The sequence below is a fragment of the Acetobacterium sp. genome (assembly GCF_036508315.1).
Lineage (GTDB): Bacteria > Bacillota > Clostridia > Eubacteriales > Eubacteriaceae > Acetobacterium.
In genome coordinates this window covers 13157-33883 of sequence record NZ_DATCHP010000027.1, presented here as the reverse complement: position 1 = coordinate 33883, position 20727 = coordinate 13157, and the positions used below count along the sequence as shown (strand labels likewise).

Sequence of the window (20727 nt, the reverse complement as noted above, 5' to 3'; positions counted from 1 at the left end):
GTTATTTTTAAACAATTAATGATATATTAATTCATTCTTATTAAACTTTACAATAAAAATTGGCAGGACCGAAACAGAAAGGGATTAAACATGGAATTATACCAGGAATTATTAAAACAAGGAATCAATGAAAAACTCCTCGATGATGTGAAACAGTTCAGGAGTTTCTATAAGCTCGAAGATCGTCTTCAGAATCGTGTACCAGACACAGAAACTGTATTTTACGGAAAAGATATTTGGGCCATGTGTATCACCGCTATTCTAGAAGGCGAAAATATTTTGCTATCCGGACCAAAGGCTACCGGCAAAAATGTACTGGCCGATAATATCTGCGAATTGTTTAACCGTCCGCAGTGGAATACCTCTTTTCATGTGAACACCGATAGTTCGAGTCTCATCGGAACCGATACCTTTATCGACAATGAAGTCCGTTTGCGCCGGGGTTCAGTCTATGAATGTGCCATTAACGGAGGGTTTGGGGTTTTTGACGAAATCAATATGGCGAAAAATGATGCCCTTGTGGTTCTTCACTCGGCTTTGGATTATCGGAAAGTCATTGATGTGCCAGGCTATGAAAAAATAAAACTTCATGAAGCCACACGTTTTATTGGCACCATGAATTATGAGTATGCCGGAACAAAAGAACTTAATGAAGCCCTGGTTTCAAGGTTTATGACCATTGATATTCCACAAATTGAGGAAGAAACCCTAATGATTATCCTAAAAGAATACTTTCCGGATGTTAAAGAGGATATTCTGCCCCAGTTTGCAGGCATATTTTTAGATCTCCAGATGAAATCCAAAAACTCGGAAATTTCTACAAAATCTGTGGATCTGCGGGGACTGATTGGAAGTCTAAAAACCATTCGTCGAGGGTTAAAACCCATGCTGGCTGTGGATATGGGAGTTGTCGGAAAAACCTTTGATCAGTATGAAAAGGAAATCGTCATGGATGTTATCAAAACCCGTATACGAGAAAGCTGGGAAGCCTCAGATGTTTTTAAAGATCTTTAAGTCTTGAATAGGGGAAGGTGGTGAAATCGTTGAAAGATGATAAATGGATCTATGAAGATTATGAATTTGATAATCGCATTACCAACCTCATGTGGACCATTTCCGGAGACTATGATGAAAACATGGACAGAGGGGAAAAGAGCTTTATTTCTGAAAATGTTGCATTGTACCATGCCGTTACTGCCGGTGGCCGCAGGAAGTATATTGCATGGCCCAGTGTTAAAAAATACGTCATCAGCCGCCATCGGGCCGGTTTTAATAAAGATATCCTATTAGCGCTTATTGCCATGGGAAGTGATCTTATTGTTGAAGAGAAAGTCATTGCCGAACGTCCCGGAGTTTATGATATCCGGAAAAAAGCATATGAAGATATTCTAAGCAATTATTATAATCTGCATACAGACAACCTCTTAGAAAAGACTAAACATGCCATGATTCTGGAGAAAATAGGGAAAAACCCACAGTTAGACGTGAAAACACGAAATCTTTTAAATGGCCTCTTAGCTCTTCAGACAAAGGATGACACCATTGAGTTGCTTAAGGGGATTGAAGATATTTATATGAAATATTTTCCGCTTTTCGCTGAAGCAGATGAGGCTGAAGCAGATGAGTCAGGCAATAACAAGAACGGAATCCGAGGGGATTTTAGCGATTTTATGCTGGAAGAGTTGTTTGAAGACCAAGAGGAATCAGATATTGAAGCTTCCGTTGAGGATATTTCCAATGCACTTTTAGGAGAATCCCAGGGTGAAGGGTCAAACAATTCGGATAAAGCCAACAATCGTATTCTGCGGGTCCAGGAAGAGGATTTGGAAAAAATATATGAAAAGGTTGCCTATTATTACGGAAAATCGTTTTTGCCCATTAATGATGTTAGGCAACTGCAAAACCGCGTGTGTCAGGGAGCTCATGGTAACTGTCGTATTCATATGACAGATGGGGTCATCCGAAGTGATTCAAAAAACAATTTTCAGGAGAAATACGTCAAACGTCAGCAGTCAAAAAACATTGAAGTGTTTCACGCCAATTATAAGGTTTTCAAGCGAAATATAAATAAATTGAAGGATAGTATGGCACGAACCCTGGTTCAGGAAGAAATTGCTGATCGCATTCCGTCGGATGCCGGAAAGATTGTTGCCAATAAGCTCTGGCGTGTCAACCGAAGCAGCAATAACAAGGTTTTTGTTAAAACCATTGACAATGACAAAGGGAGCTTTGTGGTGGATATCCTTATGGATTCCAGTGGATCGCAACGAAGAAATCAGTCCCGTGTGGCCATCCAGGCCTATATATTAGCTCATGCACTGACACTGGTAGGAATTCCAAATCGGGTACTGGGTTTTTCCAGCTTTCTCGATTATACAGTTATTAAACGCTTTCGGGATTATGAATCGCCTCTTTCCGCCAATGACAATATTTTTGAGTACTTCTGTGCAGGGAATAATCGTGACGGCCTGGCCATTAAAGCGACCTGCCAGGATCTCCTGAAGCGCCGGGAAGACAATAAGATTTTGATTGTTTTAAGTGATGGCCGCCCCAATGACATCAAAGTCGGAAAAGGCCAGGTTGAAGATCTTCATGCAGCCTATCGTGGGCGGGTCGCCATTGACGACACCGCCAGAGAGGTTCGTCTGGCCAGACACCAGGGTATCTTAGTACTTGGGGTATTTACTGGAAAAGAGCAGGATTTAATGGCCGAAAAACTGATTTACGGCAAGGACTTTGCCTATATTAAAGACATTAACCGCTTTTCCGAAATGGTTATAATATATTTAAAACAGATTATCACGAATTAAAGATTCACATCACTTCTCGTATGTTTATTTATTTAAAATAAAGGTATGTATTCAGTGTGATAAAAATAAAGGAGATTTTCATTATGAGAAAAGCATTTATTAAACCGCCAAAGAAAATACCTTTTTTACTTAGAATAGGCTTGTATATTGCAAAAAAAGAAACCGGCAAAGATTTATTGCCCGCCCGTCTTTTATCATGGTATCCCAGAGCTGCCATTGGGTCAGGGGTTTTAGAAATGATGACTGCAAAGGGGAAAGATGCTCAAGAGAAGAGGCTGCTTAATCTTGTCAGACTACAGGCATCATTGATCTGTTCGTGCGCATTTTGCACTGATATGAATGCTGCTGGCATCGATAAGAATGGTGTTACAGAAGAAGAGCTTCTGGTATTACAAGGTAAACGTGAGGTTCAGTCTGTTAAAACCTTGACCATCCGTGAACTGGTGGCGCTTCAGTATGCTGTCATTCTGTCAAGTACCCCTCCAGACCTTACGGAAAAATTCATAAAAAATTTAACCAGGGAATTTTCTGAAAAAGAAATCGTCATGCTGGCAAGCACCATCGCAAGTGTTAATTATTGGGCAAGACTCAATCAAGGCCTGGGCATACCGCCTGCAGGATTCAGTGAACAGTGTTTAGTATTTAATAAAGATACATTATAAACTCGATTTCAGATGCAATGGGTAAGATGAAACATCCAAAATCAAAACAAGAGCAGCCTAATGCAGGCTGCTCTTGTTTTGATTTTTATGCTTCTCGTTTTTGACCTTTGCCCAATTCAAGATGTCTTAGAACCCGATATGTCGTCAGAAGTTAAGTTGAATTTTTCAACGAGTTGTTGCATAGGGTACGCCATTGTTTTCTTAAATGAGAAAATTCTCAGATTCAATTTCTCTGTTTCTCAGATTATATTGATAAAATTGATTCAGAGAGACCAAAGCGTGGTAGTGAAGTAAAGTAAAGTAAAGTAAAGTGTTAACAGCAATAAAGGCAGGAACTTTTATAATGATTAATTAATTTAAAACAATACTGGAATGTGTATAATGGAAACGAATAAAATGCATTTTACCATTAGAAATTCTTTGCAAAGGAGTTGAACTATTTGAATAAAAAAGACATTCTTATCATTGAAGATGAGAGAGCAATCGTAAGAATATTAGAATTAGAAATGACCTATGAAGGATATACTTTTGACAGTGCCTATGATGGAAAAGAAGGCCTGGAAAAATTTCATGGTTCTCAGTATGGATTGATTTTGCTTGATTTAATGCTTCCTGAGGTAAGTGGAATGGAAGTGTGCAGAAAAATTCGTAAAATTTCCATGGTACCAATCATCATGCTTACAGCAAGAAGGGATATCACGGATAAAGTGACTGGCCTGGATCTGGGAGCCGATGATTACATTACAAAGCCCTTTGAAATGGAAGAACTGCTGGCACGAATAAGAGCAGGCCTCAGGCATAGCCAAATCAGAATGACTGAATCAAAACAATTGGAACTATCAGATTTGACCATTAACCTTTTGACCAGAGAGGTTCTGAAACAAGAGGATTCCATTGATTTAACAAAAACGGAATATGACCTTCTTGAATATTTAATGCTCAATAAGGGTTTGGTTTTAACCCGAGACCAAATAATCGAACAGGTATGGGGCTACGATTTTCAGGGAGACACGAATATTTTAGATGTTTACATCAGATATCTCAGGAGTAAAATAGATTATCCCTATGGTTCAAAACTGATTCAAACCATCAGAGGTGTTGGTTATACCCTTAGGGATCAACCATGAAAATATTTCCCTTTCAGATAAGAAAGATATCCCATAAATTGACAATTATGTATGCGCTGCTTTTTTTTGTTGCGCTTGTTTTGGTAAATGCTGCTACTTTGTTAAGCATTGGTTACTATATGAATCAGACCTCGGTTCAGCAGCTGGATCTGATTAATAGCTCTCTGAAAAAAGAGATCACAGTCTTTGATGATACCCAGCGAATTGATTTAAAAAACATTGCTCAAATGACGGATAATGTGGACATCAATTTAATCTTTAAAGATAAGCTCATTTATAGTACCGGGGAAAGTTATTATGCACTATTGTCAACCGACTTTAATAAAAAAAATATAAAATTTGAAAAAGCGGGAGACAAGAGACTGTTATATTTGAATGATAAGCTCATTTTAGCAGATGGGAATGTTTTAGATGTTCAAATAATAAAAGATATGGACCGAGAATGGGATTATTTGTATGTTTTATCCGCTATCATGTTTGTGATAGATGCTTTAATATTGATCATTTCAATTATTGTTGGCTATATCATCAGTAAAAAGGCCTTAAACCCCATTGATAAGATTACCAGTCAGGCCAAAAAGATCAGTGCCAGTGATCTGACAAAGCGAATTATCATTGATGGTTCCGATGACGAACTGAACCGCTTGGCAGATACCTTTAATGACCTCATTGCCAGAATACAATATTCCTATGGAAAACAAAATCAATTTACCCTGGATGCATCCCATGAACTGGCAACACCCCTTGCAGTGATCAAAGGCTACACTGATTTAATTGATCGATGGGGTAAGAATGATCCTGAAATTCTCAATGAGGGTATTCAGTCCATAAAAAATGAATTGTCAAACATGACACGACTATTGGATACCCTTCTTTTTATCTCAAAAAGTGATAATGAAATGCTTAAGCTGGAAAAGACACGGTTTTGGCTAAATGAATTGATTGTTGAGGTGGTTAAAGAAAGCAATCTGGTGACACATAACCACAATATCGATTTCAATATTAATGATTCCCTAATGATTGAAGCGGACAGGAGGCTCATTAAGCAAATGCTTCGGGCACTCATCGACAATAGCATCAAGTATACCCCACCGAATGGAAAAATAGAAATAAATTCCCGGAGCTTAAATGATCACGTGGTCATTACGATATCCGATACCGGAGTTGGGATACCAAAGGAAGAACTGCCTCATATTTTCGACCGTTTTTATCGGGTGGATAAAGCAAGATCCAGAGAGTTTGGCGGCACCGGCCTGGGACTATCCATCGTAAAATGGATTGTTGACATCCACGGCGGTTTAATCGCCGGAGAGAGTGAAATAGGGACAGGCACAAAAATGATTGTGAACTTACCCATTAAAAGCTAAATTAATATCGTTATTTCTCATGTGATTTTCAGTTTCAATTTACCTCAATCTCATCTTAGACCTTTATAATAAAGATAGAGGAGGTGAAAAATAACTAAAATTATCATGAGAAAGTTTAAAAAGGAGATATTAATTTATGAAAAAGAAATTAATCACATTAGCATTATTGGTTGTGCTGGCACTTGGAGGCACAAGCGGCGTTTTTGCCGCAGCCCATGAAACGTTAGACCCTACTACACAAAATACTTTTATAACAGCAGCCACAGAACAACCAAAAGAAGTAACAGCGGCCAATACAAAAACGACAATTTCAGAAGATCAGGCAAAGCAGATTGCTATGGAATCAGTAAAAGAGGGCACCTTTGTTTCAATTGGACTTCAAGATGACGGTGGTGTTATTCTATACAGCGTTCAGATTCAATCCGGGACAAACATCAATGATGTAAAAGTTGACGCCAATACCGGTAAAATATTGAAAACAGACCAGGGTACCAGCAATGGCGAAAAGCATCATCTTGAAGAGAAATCAAAAGATAAAGACAACGCTGAGTATGAAAATAAAGATGATGATCCTACCGGATATTAAGACTGAAACTTACAATTTAGAAAAATAAATTTTCCTTTTCACAAAAAACAATACCCTCATTTTCATTAATGAGGGTATTGTTTTTTGTGAAACAGAATGAGTGATTAAGCCATTTTATGGGAATAACTTTAATAATTGAAAATAAATAAAAAAAGAGTTGACAGATTCAATAAATAGTATTATTGTATTAGTTAAGTAATACAATAATACAAAGGAGGACGACAATGGAATGGACCATCGATTCAGATCGACCCATCTACAAACAGTTGGTGGAACAAATTGAACTGAGAATAATTTCAGGGATTTATGCCCCTGGTGATAAAATTAACTCTGTGAGAGAAATGGCTATGGAAGCCGGTGTCAATCCTAATACTATGCAAAAGGCATTGGCGGAGCTTGAAAGAATGGGACTGGTATTTGCACAACGAACCAGTGGACGATTTATTACGGAGGATAATAAAATGATTGAAGAAGCAAAGAATACCCTGGCCATTAAAGAAATCGACAATTTTTTCGAAAAGATGAAACAGCTTGGTTTTGAAAAAGAAGAAATTATTTCATTGATTGAAAAAGCAGAGGAGGATAACAATGCCAATTCTAAGAGCTAAAGGACTGACAAAAAAATTCGGAAATCTCACGGCATTATCCAACCTGGATTTGGAAATTCCAAGGGGAAGAATTATCGGGCTGTTAGGTCCCAATGGCAGTGGAAAAAGTACATTTATCAAGCTGGCCACCGGACTGCTGGTTCCAACCTCTGGCGAAATCACCATAGGCGGGGCAGCACCGGGAATAGAAACCAAAGCCATGGTGTCCTACTTACCTGAGAGAACCTATCTCAATGATTGGATGCGAGCCGAAGATATGATTGCCTTCTTTGGTGATTTTTATGAAGATTTTAATCGGATTAAGGCAGACAATATGTTGAGAGACCTTAATATTAATCCCGGCGATCGATTAAAAACAATGTCCAAAGGCACCAAAGAAAAAGTACAACTTGTTTTAGTCATGAGTCGGGATGCAGAGCTTTATTTATTGGACGAACCCATTGCCGGGGTCGATCCTGCCGCCCGGGATTACATTCTTAATACCATTATTACAAATTACAAGGAAAATGCTTCAGTGGTAATTTCTACCCATTTGATCGCCGATATTGAGCAGGTATTGGATGATATTATTTTCATATCCCAAGGGGAAATTAAACTAACGTCCACCGTAGATGAAATTCGGGAAACACACAATAAGTCAGTGGATGGACTATTCAGGGAGGTATTCAAATGTTAGTAAAATTACTCAAATACGAAGTAAAAGCAACAGCACGAACGTTTTTGCCATTATATTTGGCTTTAGTCGTCCTGACTATTATTACTAAACTACTCCTATTCATAGCAATTCCTGATGCAGTTCTGGTTTCAACAGAAGGCTCTAAATTTGATATTCCATTAGGGATTAGCATGACCCTGTATTTTACAATTATTATTGCTCTGAGTGTGTTGACTCTGATTGTCATTATTCAACGATTTTATAAAAACCTTCTCACCGATGAAGGGTATCTCATGTTTACCTTACCGGTGCAAACCTGGAAGCTTATTTTATCTAAGCTTATTGTAGGGTTAATGTGGACCTTTGTTTGTGGTGTTGCGGTGGCGGTTTCTATATTTATTCTGGCCATTGGCAATATTTCAGTCATGGAAATCACCCAGGGAATTAATGTGTTTTACAGTGGATTTCAGAATCAATTTGGGGTGAGTCCAAATATTCTGATTGTTGAATTTATTATTTTAATGATTGTCGATATAGTGGCCTCTATTTTAATGATTTATGTTGCCATTGCCATCGGCCAACTCTTTAGTCAGCATCGGATTATGGCAGCCTTCGGAGCATATATCAGCATTAGTCTTGTGATACAGATTCTTGCGACTTTGTTAACGGTGATTATTCCGATTTTTGGGATAGAGAATCTGATTAATTCACAAACAAATCAATTAAAGGTTATTGAAATTATGATTAATGGTCTGACGCTATTAAATATTATCACTGTAGCGGCGTTCTATTTCATCACTAACTATATTCTAAAGAACCGGTTGAATTTAGAATAGGGTGGTACTAAACTTCTAGCAAATTAAAAAAAATGCGCCAAAACATCATGTTTTGGCGCATTTTGTGGTTCAATCAATGGTGAAAAATTATAGTTGACAACTCAACAAGAGGAGTTTATAATATAGTTGACTAGTCAATAATAAAAGGAGAATCCCATTGGAAATTGAAAATATGCATTTTATTATGCTCAACAATAAAATATTCAGAAATAACCAGATCCATCTGGACAAGGTACTGAAAAAATTTGATTTAAGCAGCGGTTCGATGCCATACCTCTTTATTCTGGAAAAATGCGAGGGGAGCAGTCTCCATGAGCTCAGCAGAAAAATCGGTAATGACAAGGCCATGACCACACGCACAATCAAAAGGCTCATCGAACTGGATTATGTCTATAAAGTTGGAAAAGAAGGGGATTGCCGCGCCTATCAATTATATTTGACAGAAAAAGTAAAAGATGTGCTGCCCCAGATTCATGGGGAAATTCAGGAAATGGTGAATTTAATCACAGAGGATTTATCCCAGGAAGAGAAGGAAGTGACGCTAGCGTCCATGAGAAAAATATTTATGCGAACCTTGCAGCTGAGAGGCGAGGAGGAATAAATGGAAAAAATAGTTGAGAAAAACAAATGGCCTATTCTGCTCATTGTTGTCATGTCCACGTTTATGGCAACTCTGGACAGCAGCATCGTCAATGTGGCACTGCCACAGATGGCCCGGTTACTGGATGTTGATACATCCCAAATTCAACTGGTGGTTACCAGCTATTTAATAGTAATTGTGGGGATTATCCTCATTTTTGGAAAACTGGGGGATATGCTGGGTAAGACCAAAATCTTTATCTTCGGAATTGCTCTGTTTACACTTGGGTCTCTGCTTTGCGGCATCACCAATGCTTTCCCGATACTTATCGGCGCACGGATTGTTCAGGGCATTGGTGCAGCAGCAACCATGGCCAACAACCAGGGCATTATTACCCAGGTTTTTCCTGCTTCTGAGCGTGGGAAGGCACTGGGTTTTACAGGCACAGCGGTGGCATTGGGTGCACTGGTTGGTCCCGGTCTCGGGGGAATCATTGTGGGTGCCTCCAGTTGGGAATATATCTTTCTAATTAATGTCCCGGTAGGGATCGTTGTCTTATTCTTTGCCATAAAGCTTTTACCGAAAAGCAATAAAAAAGCAACCGGTAGGCTGGATGTACTGGGGGCAGCGTTGTTTATGCTAAGCATTGTGCCACTGTTTGTAGCACTGGGTCAGATGCAAAGTCTGGGCTTTTCCCATCCGCTGATTCTGACCAGCTTTACTGTAGCGATTGTATCATTTATTGCGTTTATACTGGTTGAACGGAAACGTGAAAACCCGTTGCTCGCATTGGATATTTTTAAAAATAAATTATTTTCACTGAGCGTTTTTTGTGCCTTTATTACCTTTGTCGGGCTTTTTTGCAACAGCATTATTCAACCATTCTATCTCCAGGATGTCATGGCCTATTCACCGGAGCAGGCTGGTTTAATGATGATGATTTTCCCGTTGATTCTAATGGTGCTGGCACCGGTCAGCGGTCATGTGTCCGACAAAATCGGATGTGAAATGTTAACTTTCATTGGTTTGCTGCTCATCAGTCTGGGTTTGTTCCTGATGTCAACCCTCACTGAACAGTCGACAATGATGACCATGGTTGTCTTTATTGTCGTCATATCTGTTGGCATGGGCTTGTTTCAATCCCCCAATAATTCAATGATCATGTCAACCGTCGGAAGACACCAGCTGGGAATTGCCGGGAGCATCAATGCGCTGGTACGAAATATGGGAATGGTAGGCGGTATTGCATTGGCCACCACCCTGCTTTACGGCAGCATGAGTTCAGAACTGGGTTATCGTGTGACGGATTATGTCGCAGGCCAAAATGGAGCCTTCATCAACGGCATGAGAATCGTCTATATCATAGCAGCGGTGATCTGTCTTTTTGGAGCGGTATTAACCTTGCTGCGACTCATGGGAAAAAGATCAAGGATCATGGATAAGAAAATGGTTCTGGAAAATGAAATGGGCGGCGGTCAGGAATAAGCCAAGCGTGAATATTGGATTGAGGTATAACCTTTGTGTCTCTGTGTTACTTTGCATGAATAAAAACCCATCTTAAAGTTTAAAACTTCAAGGTGGGTTTTCCATTGCGTTAATAAATGGTGTATAATTATTATGGTAAACAAAAGGTGACATCGGCACATATTTTGATAAATCAGATTTAGAGTGGTGAAAACATGAAAGTATCGATTGAAGAAATCAGCAGGGAACGGGACGAAGAAATCATCATCCGTTGTTATGAGGTGAATGATGATATTCTGAGCTTGCTAAATAAATTAAAAACAGAAAAAACGGTGTTGCTTGGCTATGATTCGGACAACATTCATCGGCTTAGAATTCCGGACGTTTATTATTTCGAAGCAGTGGACAATAACCCGGATTTCGAGTAACAAGGCCTGCAGGCGTTGGAAATCCTGCATTCCCCGATTTTTTTCTGTCACTACCTTCTCTCGTTAACCGTGGTTTTTCTGCGTTTGATTAAATTAACAATCCCGAACCCTTTGTATTTCTCTTTGAGACAACCGACGCGCTCCATGACTTTCCCATCCACCATAAGAGCCAGTGAAATCAGGGGACAGTCCCGGCTTTTTTCAAACAGACGATCCCCGATAGCATAGAAGCGGTCTTTGCCCAGACCCCGGATATCCGTCTCAAGCATCTCACAAAGCGCCGACTGCTCATTGAACCACCGATGGATGGCCAGTTCGCTGGCGGGGTGGATGAGTCGTTCCAGGATGAAGGCAAGCTCCTTCCAGCATGCCTTTGGTAATTCCTTCAGATCTCCCAGACTCATGATGATCCGCTGTCGCGGTTTGTTCGCATCATTACGATAGGATTCCACCAGTTTGTGGTTATAATAGTCAACCTCTTTTCTAATAAAAAAAATATATTTGTCGATATGCTTATAATGAATCCTATGGAATCAGAAAAGAATCCCAATAAAATATGATCAAAACAGTCTGGGTACAATGAAAAGTACTTTAATTCTCCAAAAGAGCCTCTGGTTCATAAACAACAAGTTTTTTGGATGAATCAAATGGAATCCAATACCTATGCATCAACACCGTTTAATGGCAGTTATAATGTTCGTACGGTTTTAGAAAAATCCCTCATGACCATGGCAGAATCTGGACGTCAGAGTGCTGTTGCATTAAAGGAACAGGGAATGACAGAAACGGAAATTCTAGAAGCCTTGGACATGGATGCCCGATTTGAAGAATGGCTTTCCAGTGTTCATGGTCAGTTTGATACGTTAGGAATATCATATTCCGACGAATAATCTACTTTGTAAGGAAAAATCATAGTAGTTAACAAAGTGTGAATAAAAAAAAATATTTGAAGAAGGAGACTTAATGAAAATAAAAATCAAGCTTTTGGTATTGTCGGTGGTGTGTCTGTTTATGTTATCTGGGTGTACGGATACATTCAGTAAAGAGTTGCCAAGGGACACATTATACCAGGTATCCACCATCAGTTCGTTGCTAGCCGGAAATTATGATGGCTTCCAGAGTTTTGGTGAACTTAAGGAACATGGCGACGTCGGCATCGGCACCTTTAATGCACTTGACGGTGAAATGGTGATGATCGACAACACCGTCTACAAGGTCAAAGCCAGCGGCGGGGTTGAGGTAGTTTCGGACACGGATACCACACCCTTTGCGGCGGTTACCTATTTTGACAACAATGTTACACAGGAGCTGACTGCGACTGCAAGTTTGGATACTTTGGAGCAGGAACTGGACAAATTCATTTTAAACAAGGATTTGTTTTACCTTTTCAAGGTGGACGGAACCTTTAATACCATTAAAACCCGATCCGTCCCCATCCAGGAAAAACCCTATCCTGTCCTATCCGAAGCCGTGAAAAAACAATCCGTCTTTGACAATACGACTATTACAGGAACCTTAATCGGCCTTTGGTGTCCTGACTACATTGGCGGTGTTAATGTACCCGGGTATCATTTTCATTTTATTTCCGATGATCGAACCAAGGGTGGACATTTGCTGGATGTTAGTTTTGATCAGGCCCAGGTATCGGTGGATGCCACGGATGGTTTTGTGATGAACCTGTCTCCCACAACCCCAGAAGGCTCAGTCAATGATCTGGATAGTGAAATTAATAGGGTTGAAAAATAGGAAATATACTGTTACTGGCGATATAAAAAACCGTCCCCGCTGTGTTAAAATAGGGTTGACAAGCGGGTTTGATTCGTTTATAATAAATGAAATATAAAAAAGACGTTGATGAGGAATAGTAGTTATTAGATGATTTTCAGAGATCTGCTGGTTGGTGTGAAGCAGAAATCAGAAGATGATGAACTCACCGCTGAGTTGCTTGCTGAAATGGCGCTTATGAAAAATTAGGCAAAAAAAGTAGGTCAAGACGGAAGCCCACCGTTAAAAGGGATGGATATCGGTTTTATTAAACCTGTATTGAAAACTATAGTATAAAAGAGTGGTATAGCAGATTTTCGTCTGTCTCGTTTGAGACAGGCTTTTTTTTATACAAAATAGTTTTCATGGGAAGAATAAAGGGTATCGAGAAAGTGCATACAGTCGCCTGTATGAATAAGAGTGGTACCGCGGAAAGCTCCCTTTTCGTCTCTGATTGAGATGAAGAGGGAGCTTTTTTACACAAAATTCAGACAAGGAGAAAGATTATGTCACGAAAAATTTATGTATTTGATACAACCTTAAGAGATGGGGAACAGGTACCGGGAGCCAAACTGAATCTGGCAGAGAAGCTGGATGTCGCGGAGCAGATTGCAAAAATGAAGGTGGATATGATGGAGGTGGGGTTCCCTTCATCATCACAGGGAGATTTTGAGGCAGTTCAGGCCATCAGTCGCAAAATTGGAAAGGATGTTTGGATTGCTGCCCTGGGGCGGGCTGTACAATCGGATATTGACTGCATTTATGAGAGCATTCGGGAAGCAGAGAATCCACTGATTCATATAGTACTGGGGTCGTCGGATGTTCATGTCTCTAAAAAATTCAGAAAAACACCGGGGCAGGTGATTGAAATGGGAGTAGGTGCAGTTAAATATGCCAGTAGTCTGCTTCCCCAGGTTCAGTATTCTCTGGAAGATGCCAGCCGTTCCGAATTCGAGTATCTCTGGCAAACCATTGAGGCAGTGGTGAAGGCTGGCGCTACTATCATCAATGTGCCGGATACCGTGGGATTTGCCATTCCCGAAGAATTTGGGAAATTGATCTATCGGATTAATGACCGGCTGAAAAACCTGGATCCCAACGTGCTGCTCAGTGTGCATTGTCATAATGACACGGGTCTGGCCACTGCCAATACCCTGGCAGCGGTTAAAAACGGAGCGGATAAAGTGGAGTGTACCATCAACGGCATCGGCGAACGCGCCGGGAATACCGCGTTGGAGGAAGTGATCATGGGGATTCAGCTCCATGAAGCCTATTATGGTGGACATACCACGGTGGATACCCGGCAGATTTATGAAACCTCCCGCATGGTCAGTGCCACCATGGGACTGGATATTCAGGTAAACAAGGCCATCACCGGGGAAAATGCTTTCGCTCATTCTTCTGGTATCCATCAGGATGGGTTGCTCAAATCAAAGGATGTGTACGAAATTATGGATCCGGAAACCATTGGAGCTCCGGCGATGGAAATTGTTCTCACGGCCAGATCCGGGCGACATGCTTTTATCCACGTTACCCAACGTCTTGGCTTCGATATCCCTGAGGAATCAGTGGGGGAAATTTATCAGCAGTTTCTGACCATGGCAGATGAAAAAAAGGAAATCTACGATAATGATGTATTGACCCTGTTGAAAAACAGCCCTATTCCAAGTCGGGGAAACAATCCCGAATTATGGCAACTGGTTGATTATGAGATGACGGTGGTTAGAAGTTTGCCTTCGGCGACGGTAAAGCTGGCCCGCGGGAACAAGGAGGTGGTTCAGAGTCAGGGCGGGTCTGGTGTTATCGATGCCCTCTATGGGGCAATTATGGAAGCGATTGGTTCGCCCATTGAACTCATCGATTACCGGATCAACAGCTTAAGTCGGGGAAAAGGGAGCCTGGGGAAGGTCACTACCCAAATTCGATGTGATGACCAATTGTTTTCAGGGAAGGCCATCGAACAGGATGTGATGCGGGCCAGTGCCTTATCCCTTATTAACGCTGTGAATAAAATGGTGCTGGAACAAGCCTTCAGGTATTAGAAAAAGATTTTCGAGGAATTAATTGTCAGAAATTTCAAGGATCTCTGAAATGGTTTAACCGTCCCCACTGTGTTGTCCACACTGTGTTGTGTCGCCTTTTGTGTCCCCCTTGATGAGGGTAGAGCAGCGGTAAAAGATGGAAGAAAACGTCCCCACGTCTCGTTGGTCGGAATAGTTCAGTCCAACTGGTTTTCTGTAGAATTTAACAAGATTTTAACAAAAAAAATATATGAATGTAACATGGCTATGTTAATGTATTTATGTTAAGAGTTGCTTATGGATAAGCAACTCTTTTGTTTTTTTTGACGGTGAAACTATCTGCAACACCAAAAGTGCGGTGGTAATGTCAAAGATAATGGAAGCTGTCAATCGAGACTGATCTTTAAAGTGAACGGAGGACTAAATGAAGGAAAGTTTTATAGATATCATCAACATTCGGAGAATGGTTTTTGCTGAAATTGCCAAACGGGCCTACGAGGATATTCCTTTAAATACACTTGATGATGCAGTATATAAATTGATCCCAGGCGAAGAAGCTACCTACCGTGATAGTATTTTTAAGGAAAGAGCCGTTTTGGGTGAACGACTGCGGCTTGCTCTTGGTCTTGATGTCCGAAATGCTGCTAAAATGGGATCAGTGCATGACGGCATCGATAAGGTTGACCTTGATTACAGGGTGTACGAACCGCCTCTTGTAAATGTCATCCCTTTTGCTTGTGAGGCCTGCCCGACAAAGTCCATCCGGATTACAGGCTACTGCCGCAAATGTCTTGCACATCCATGTAAAAATGAATGTCCGGCAGGTGCCATCATAATGGAAGAAAAAGGCGCCATTATCGATCAGGACAAATGTATCAAGTGCGGCAGATGCATTATGGGCTGTCCTTATTCAGCCATCATCCAATATGAAAGGCCATGTGCTGCAAGCTGCGGAGTTAAAGCCATCAACAGCGACAGCCATAATCGTGCAACCATTGATTACGATAAATGTGTCTCTTGCGGCCACTGTATCCAGAAATGTCCTTTTGGCGCCATTTCCGATAAGTCGGAAATCTACCAGCTGATCAAGGCAATCACAAGTGATCAGGAAATATATGCCATCATCGCGCCGTCTTTTGTAGGACAGTTTGGTGCCCTCACTCAGCCAAGCCAGATCATCGAAGCCATTAAAATGCTCGGAATAAAAAAGGTGGTTGAAGTCAGTCTGGGTGCTGATATGACGACGATTAACGAAGCAAAGGAATTTACAGACGAAGTACCTGAGAAACAGCCGTTTTTGGGAACGAGCTGCTGCTATTCATGGAATTCCATGGTAAAAAAACTGTTTCCGGAACTGCATCATTATATCTCGGATTCTTCAACTCCCATGATTTACACAGCTCAATATGTCAAAAAGGATAATCCCAATGCCAAGGTGGTATTCATTGGACCATGTATCTCGAAAAAACTCGAGGCTCTACAGGATAAGGTTTCCAGCTATGTGGATTTTGTCATTACCTATGAAGAACTGATTGGAATGTTTGGCGCCAAACATATAGAACCCTCCGAAATGAAAGTTGACAGATCAATAGATGACGCTTCCATTACCGGGCGCGGCTATGCGATTGCCGGCGGCGTTGCCAATGCCGTAGAAAAAGCGATAAAGGAAATAGCCCCGGAGAAGGAAATCACCATCGAATCCGCTCAGGGACTTGCAGAATGTGTCAAACTTATGAAAATGGCAAAGGCTGGAAAGAAAGACGGATATCTATTGGAAGGCATGGCCTGTGATGGCGGATGCATCGGCGGCCCTGGAACACTGGCTGCTTTGAACCGCACAAGAAAAGAAGTGACCAAATTTTCAAGCACATCCAAATATAAGTCTCCGCTTCAAAACGACAAACTCAATATTAATGAAAAATAAATAGGTAGCGTTGACGTATGTATCGAACGAATGAAAAAATGGCCCTGCAATTAAGAATATTGCAGGGCCTTGTTTTGGATTTAATTATCTTCTAGCGAAATAATCCTATCCTTTCTTTTTCTGGCACATTTTACAATAATAGGTACCTCTGCCACGAACCATTTCCTTCGTTATTGCCCCATTACATACAGGACAAACTTTTTGCGTGTGTACCTGTAACTGTATTTGAAACAATCCGGTAATGCCATTGGCGTCAAAAGAGTGAATCGTCGTACCGCCCTGGGAAATGGCCTTTTCCAAGATGTCTTTTGATACGGCTATTAATTCTGCCAATCGCTTTTTACTGATACGTTTCCCTGGTGTCAGAGGATGCATTTTCATAGAAAAACAGATTTCATTAGCGTATATATTTCCGATTCCGCTCATAATAGTTTGATCGAGTAACAATGTTTTAATCGGCAGGCTGCTCTTATGTATTTTTAAGTAGAGTTCTTTAGGATCTGCGTCCCATGGTTCTGGTCCAAGTTTACAAAGCGGCAAATCCTGATGATAGGTTTCTTTATTCACGAGTTCTATACGACCAAATTTGCGGGTGTCCTGATAGCGCAATTCCGAGTCATCACTAAACACAAAGGTAATATGTTCATGTTTATTAAGCGGCTTTGAAGCTTCGGCAATATTATACTTCCCTTCCATACGCAAATGAGAGATAAACGCCTGGCTATCCAAAATAAAGACTAAATATTTCCCCACTCGAGCAATATCGCGAACGGTTTGTCCTTTTAACGACTCCACAAATATTTTCGTGTCCCCGACAACGATTTTATCGTAATGAACCCTGACTTCCTTAATTGTTTTTCCAATAATAAAGTTCTTTAACGTTCTGCGAACGGTTTCTACTTCTGGTAGTTCCGGCATAACTTTTCACCTGCTTTAATGCATACTAATTTTTCATATTTCATTAAAGACCTTTTATTTTATGTGGTGTTATCTTAAAATTTCACGTCTGACATTCAGATAATCAAGAAGGGCTACTTCTAAGAGCTTTGAATAGTTGACGTGCTGAGACTCGGCAGCTTCTTTAAGCCAGGCAGGGATAGTGACGTTTGTTTTTACTCGTCTGTTTTCCATCTCATTTTTCACCAGATCCGGTAAAACAGTGATTGCTGTAATGATGCCACATTCAACATCTTCTTTTGAAAGCGATTTTGAGGGGGCAGGGATTAGATCCTCGTCTTTTTCCATGCTGTAGATATGAAGCTCCAATGCTTCACGTCCCATTTGATGGGCCTCTTCGATATCTTTCCCAAAGCTGATACAGCCAGGTAAATCAGGAAAGAAGACTCCGTAGCCCTCCGATGCAGGTTCCAGCACTGCTAAATAAGTAAGTTTACGCATTTTAACCACTCCTTTATACTTATATTATGCGCCCATTTTATACGCACGTCAATAATTATTGATGATTTCTGCAATGATAAAAGCTTCAGAAGAGGCTTTTGATTGACATTTAAAACGAAATTACCACGCTCAAATATATCTCTTTCTGTTTTTTTCATTTCTTTCAAAATAAAATAGTGTTATAAATTAATTGATATAAAATATAAAAATGGATACTTGAATTAATATTTTGAGGATAATTCACAAAAATATTGACATAACATACATAATTGATATAATAAAATATAATAGGAGGTGATTATCAATGCTAGTACAGTTTAGTTTTAAAAATTTCGGACCTTTTCGAGAAGAAGCTATTTTTGATATGCGAGGAATTAAAGCATATAAAGAGCATGACTATAACCTAATTAATATTAAAGATTATGGAAATATTTTAAAAGTCGCAGCAATTTATGGTGCTAACGCTAGCGGTAAGTCTAATTTTGTGGATGCATATCGTTGTTTCCGACGGCTTGTAGGATATTCATTTAATAATAAAGATGATAATAAGGAATCTATCTTGGAAAAATATTATCACCCATTTTTATTTTCGGGAGATGATTGTGATTTAACCAGTGAGTTTGAGGGCGTCTATTTGATGGATGGTTCTGAATATAAATATGGTTTTATTTATAATCATAAGGAAATCTTATACGAATGGCTTTATAAGAAAAAAATATCAACTGGAAGAAAAACAACGATTATAGAACGTACTAACTTGAAAATAAATCTCGGTGCTTCCGTAAAAAAAAGTTGCGAGAAATATGTTGAACAGGTAGAAAATGACGTATTGGCACTGTCTTTTTACAATCGCTTGCAGTTAAGGACAACTGTATTTAAAGAAACATTTAATTGTATTACCGATATTTTAGCATTGTCTCTAAATTGCAATTCTTCAATCGAGAAATTTTCAAATGACTATTTTAAAAATGATTTTGATGAAAAAAAGAAAGACCGCCTTTTGAATTTTTTAAGTTCAATTGATATTGGCATTAAAGATATTACTGTTGAAAAGATGAAAGATAAGATCCAGGTATTTACCCATCATATTGGTGAAAATGGTGAAGACTATGAAGTACCCATCGATATTGAATCTGATGGAACACGAAAAGTCATTGCAGTCTATTCATTTGTGGAAATTGCAATTCGGCAAAATAAAGGATTAATAATTGATGAACTTAATATGCAGTTACATCCGTTACTGCTAAAATATATAGTAGATTTGTTTTATGAAGAAAATACGAGGGGACAACTGATCTATACGACACACGACACTACTTTGTTAGATAAACGTTATTTTAGACGTGATCAGGTTTGGTTTATCAATAAAGATAAAAAAAGTCAAGCATCAATATCTTCCCTTGCAGAATTTAAGGTGCGAAATGATGCGTCATTTGAGCAGGAATATTTGGGAGGTGTTTTTGGCGGGATACCTATTTTGACGGATTATTCATTTGAGGATAAAAAAAATGGGAAGTGATGATTTTTTTAAAAGAAAAAAAGAAGACAAAAAAGAGAGAAAACGAGGTTCAAAGGAACCCAAAGCAAATTCATATCTCATTGTTACGGAAGGTACTAAAACCGAACCATATTATTTTGATGGTCTTTCCAACTATATAAAAAATAAATTTGGTGGTAATGTTGATGTAAAGACCCCGAAAATTATAGTTGATGGCCAAGGTAAATGTACAGTCAGTCTTATTGAAGCAACAGCTAAACTTGTTAACCGCTCCCATAATATATATGAACATATTTGGGTTGTGTTCGATAAAGATGACTTTGAAGATTTTGACGAGGCTATTATTTTGGCAGAAAAACAAGGTTTTGAAACAGCATGGAGCAATCAGTCCTTTGAGTATTGGATTTATTTGCATTTTGACTATTCGGATGCAGCACTTCATCGAGATGATTGGTACAAAAAATTAAATACAATCTTTAAACGCAGTGGTATCAATGAAAAAGGATATGAAAAAAATCTAGAAGATATTTTTTCTATTCTTATAACTAATGGTAGTCTTAAAGCGGCTGTTTCACATGCGAAAAGGATTGAAACGATTCATCAAAAGGACAAAACTCCATGCCAGTGTGATCCTTGCACAAAGGTTCATCACCTTATCCTGCAGCTAACCCCTTTTCTAAAAGAAATACTGTAGCGATGAAAGCCCAAAGGGGAAGTTCTTTTGTGTCGTTTAAAGAACCCTCCCCGATGTGTCCGCTTAATCAAATCTCAAAACATTATTTCCCATTTGATAATGCTTTTTTTTAGGTTTATTGCACGAGGAAAACAGCAAAAAAGAACCGTAATACCACTGTGTTTAATCGAACTGAACAACGACAAAGGTGAATAAAAAAAAGCGGTCTGTTAAAAGATCGCTGTTTTTTTGGTAAAGTTGATGTTACAATGAAACTGTTTATTAAAAAGCATTAAAAATGAATGGAATATTAATTTAATGATTAG

The 20727-nt window shown here is 39.5% G+C and carries 21 protein-coding genes and 1 other annotated feature; of the genes, 18 read left to right on the top strand and 3 right to left on the bottom strand.

Annotated elements, in window-relative coordinates; translation table 11 throughout:
- The first annotated feature begins 90 nt into the window (after positions 1-90).
- The 12 genes from VIK44_RS03920 to VIK44_RS03865 all read left to right on the top strand — a co-directional run bounded on the left by VIK44_RS03920 (position 91) and on the right by VIK44_RS03865 (position 11123).
- A complete protein-coding gene (locus VIK44_RS03920; RefSeq protein ID WP_331552538.1) occupies positions 91-1014 on the top strand; it encodes a MoxR family ATPase in 924 nt (307 codons plus the stop codon).
- 29 nt (positions 1015-1043) lie between these two features.
- Positions 1044-2810: a cobaltochelatase CobT-related protein gene (locus VIK44_RS03915; RefSeq protein ID WP_331552537.1), complete on the top strand. Its 1767-nt coding sequence runs from the start codon at positions 1044-1046 to the stop codon at positions 2808-2810.
- 83 nt (positions 2811-2893) lie between these two features.
- Entirely contained in the window at positions 2894-3472 is a 579-nt protein-coding gene (locus tag VIK44_RS03910) for a carboxymuconolactone decarboxylase family protein (RefSeq protein WP_331552536.1), read from the top strand.
- A 440-nt stretch (positions 3473-3912) separates the two neighbouring features.
- The gene (locus tag VIK44_RS03905) at positions 3913-4599 is read left to right on the top strand and encodes a response regulator transcription factor (RefSeq protein ID WP_331552535.1); all 687 of its coding nucleotides are present in this window, start codon (positions 3913-3915) and stop codon (positions 4597-4599) included.
- A gap of 47 nt (positions 4600-4646) precedes the next feature.
- Positions 4647-5966 carry a HAMP domain-containing sensor histidine kinase gene (locus tag VIK44_RS03900; RefSeq protein ID WP_331552550.1) on the top strand — a complete coding sequence of 440 codons (1320 nt, stop codon included), beginning with the start codon at positions 4647-4649 and terminating at the stop codon, positions 5964-5966.
- 136 nt (positions 5967-6102) lie between these two features.
- A complete protein-coding gene (locus VIK44_RS03895) occupies positions 6103-6552 on the top strand; it encodes a PepSY domain-containing protein (RefSeq protein ID WP_331552534.1) in 450 nt (149 codons plus the stop codon).
- A 224-nt stretch (positions 6553-6776) separates the two neighbouring features.
- Complete coding sequence (locus VIK44_RS03890; protein WP_331552533.1) at positions 6777-7160, top strand: GntR family transcriptional regulator; 384 nt, start codon at positions 6777-6779, stop codon at positions 7158-7160.
- A complete protein-coding gene (locus VIK44_RS03885; RefSeq protein ID WP_331552532.1) occupies positions 7141-7836 on the top strand; it encodes an ABC transporter ATP-binding protein in 696 nt (231 codons plus the stop codon). The genes VIK44_RS03890 and VIK44_RS03885 overlap by 20 nt, the downstream gene beginning before the upstream one ends.
- Positions 7830-8651: an ABC transporter permease gene (locus VIK44_RS03880; RefSeq protein ID WP_331552531.1), complete on the top strand. Its 822-nt coding sequence runs from the start codon at positions 7830-7832 to the stop codon at positions 8649-8651. The genes VIK44_RS03885 and VIK44_RS03880 overlap by 7 nt, the downstream gene beginning before the upstream one ends.
- 157 nt (positions 8652-8808) lie before the next feature.
- On the top strand, positions 8809-9252 hold the full coding sequence (locus tag VIK44_RS03875; protein ID WP_331552530.1) for a MarR family winged helix-turn-helix transcriptional regulator: 444 nt from the start codon (positions 8809-8811) through the stop codon (positions 9250-9252).
- Positions 9253-10716, top strand: coding sequence for an MFS transporter (locus VIK44_RS03870; RefSeq protein ID WP_331552529.1), 1464 nt, complete (start codon positions 9253-9255; stop codon positions 10714-10716).
- Positions 10717-10910: 194 nt separating this feature from the next.
- Positions 10911-11123, top strand: coding sequence for a hypothetical protein (locus VIK44_RS03865; RefSeq protein ID WP_331552528.1), 213 nt, complete (start codon positions 10911-10913; stop codon positions 11121-11123).
- Positions 11124-11173: 50 nt separating this feature from the next.
- On the opposite strand, the gene VIK44_RS03860 is transcribed toward VIK44_RS03865, so the two are convergent.
- Complete coding sequence (locus VIK44_RS03860; RefSeq protein WP_331552527.1) at positions 11174-11527, bottom strand: hypothetical protein; 354 nt, start codon at positions 11525-11527, stop codon at positions 11174-11176.
- A 243-nt stretch (positions 11528-11770) separates the two neighbouring features.
- Here VIK44_RS03860 and VIK44_RS03855 point away from each other — a divergent pair, with 243 nt between their 5' ends.
- The 4 genes from VIK44_RS03855 to VIK44_RS03840 all read left to right on the top strand — a co-directional run bounded on the left by VIK44_RS03855 (position 11771) and on the right by VIK44_RS03840 (position 16832).
- Positions 11771-12013: a hypothetical protein gene (locus VIK44_RS03855; protein ID WP_331552526.1), complete on the top strand. Its 243-nt coding sequence runs from the start codon at positions 11771-11773 to the stop codon at positions 12011-12013.
- A 73-nt stretch (positions 12014-12086) separates the two neighbouring features.
- The gene (budA, locus tag VIK44_RS03850; protein WP_331552525.1) at positions 12087-12869 is read left to right on the top strand and encodes an acetolactate decarboxylase; all 783 of its coding nucleotides are present in this window, start codon (positions 12087-12089) and stop codon (positions 12867-12869) included.
- A 96-nt stretch (positions 12870-12965) separates the two neighbouring features.
- Positions 12966-13342: a binding site (T-box leader), on the top strand.
- Positions 13343-13393: 51 nt separating this feature from the next.
- Positions 13394-14929 carry a 2-isopropylmalate synthase gene (locus VIK44_RS03845; RefSeq protein WP_331552524.1) on the top strand — a complete coding sequence of 512 codons (1536 nt, stop codon included), beginning with the start codon at positions 13394-13396 and terminating at the stop codon, positions 14927-14929.
- A gap of 403 nt (positions 14930-15332) precedes the next feature.
- Positions 15333-16832: a 4Fe-4S dicluster domain-containing protein gene (locus VIK44_RS03840; protein ID WP_331552523.1), complete on the top strand. Its 1500-nt coding sequence runs from the start codon at positions 15333-15335 to the stop codon at positions 16830-16832.
- 105 nt (positions 16833-16937) lie between these two features.
- On the opposite strand, the gene mutM is transcribed toward VIK44_RS03840, so the two are convergent.
- Together mutM and VIK44_RS03830 are read right to left on the bottom strand one after the other, a co-directional pair.
- Positions 16938-17750, bottom strand: a complete 813-nt coding sequence (gene mutM / locus VIK44_RS03835) for a DNA-formamidopyrimidine glycosylase (RefSeq protein WP_331552522.1) — start codon at positions 17748-17750, stop codon at positions 16938-16940.
- Positions 17751-17819: 69 nt separating this feature from the next.
- On the bottom strand, positions 17820-18230 hold the full coding sequence (locus VIK44_RS03830) for a type II toxin-antitoxin system HicB family antitoxin (protein ID WP_331552521.1): 411 nt from the start codon (positions 18228-18230) through the stop codon (positions 17820-17822).
- Positions 18231-18534: 304 nt separating this feature from the next.
- Here VIK44_RS03830 and VIK44_RS03825 point away from each other — a divergent pair, with 304 nt between their 5' ends.
- Positions 18535-19749, top strand: a complete 1215-nt coding sequence (locus VIK44_RS03825) for an ATP-binding protein (protein WP_331552520.1) — start codon at positions 18535-18537, stop codon at positions 19747-19749.
- A complete protein-coding gene (locus VIK44_RS03820; protein ID WP_331552519.1) occupies positions 19739-20422 on the top strand; it encodes an RloB family protein in 684 nt (227 codons plus the stop codon). Before VIK44_RS03825 ends, VIK44_RS03820 begins: the two co-directional genes overlap by 11 nt.
- Positions 20423-20727 lie beyond the last annotated feature (305 nt).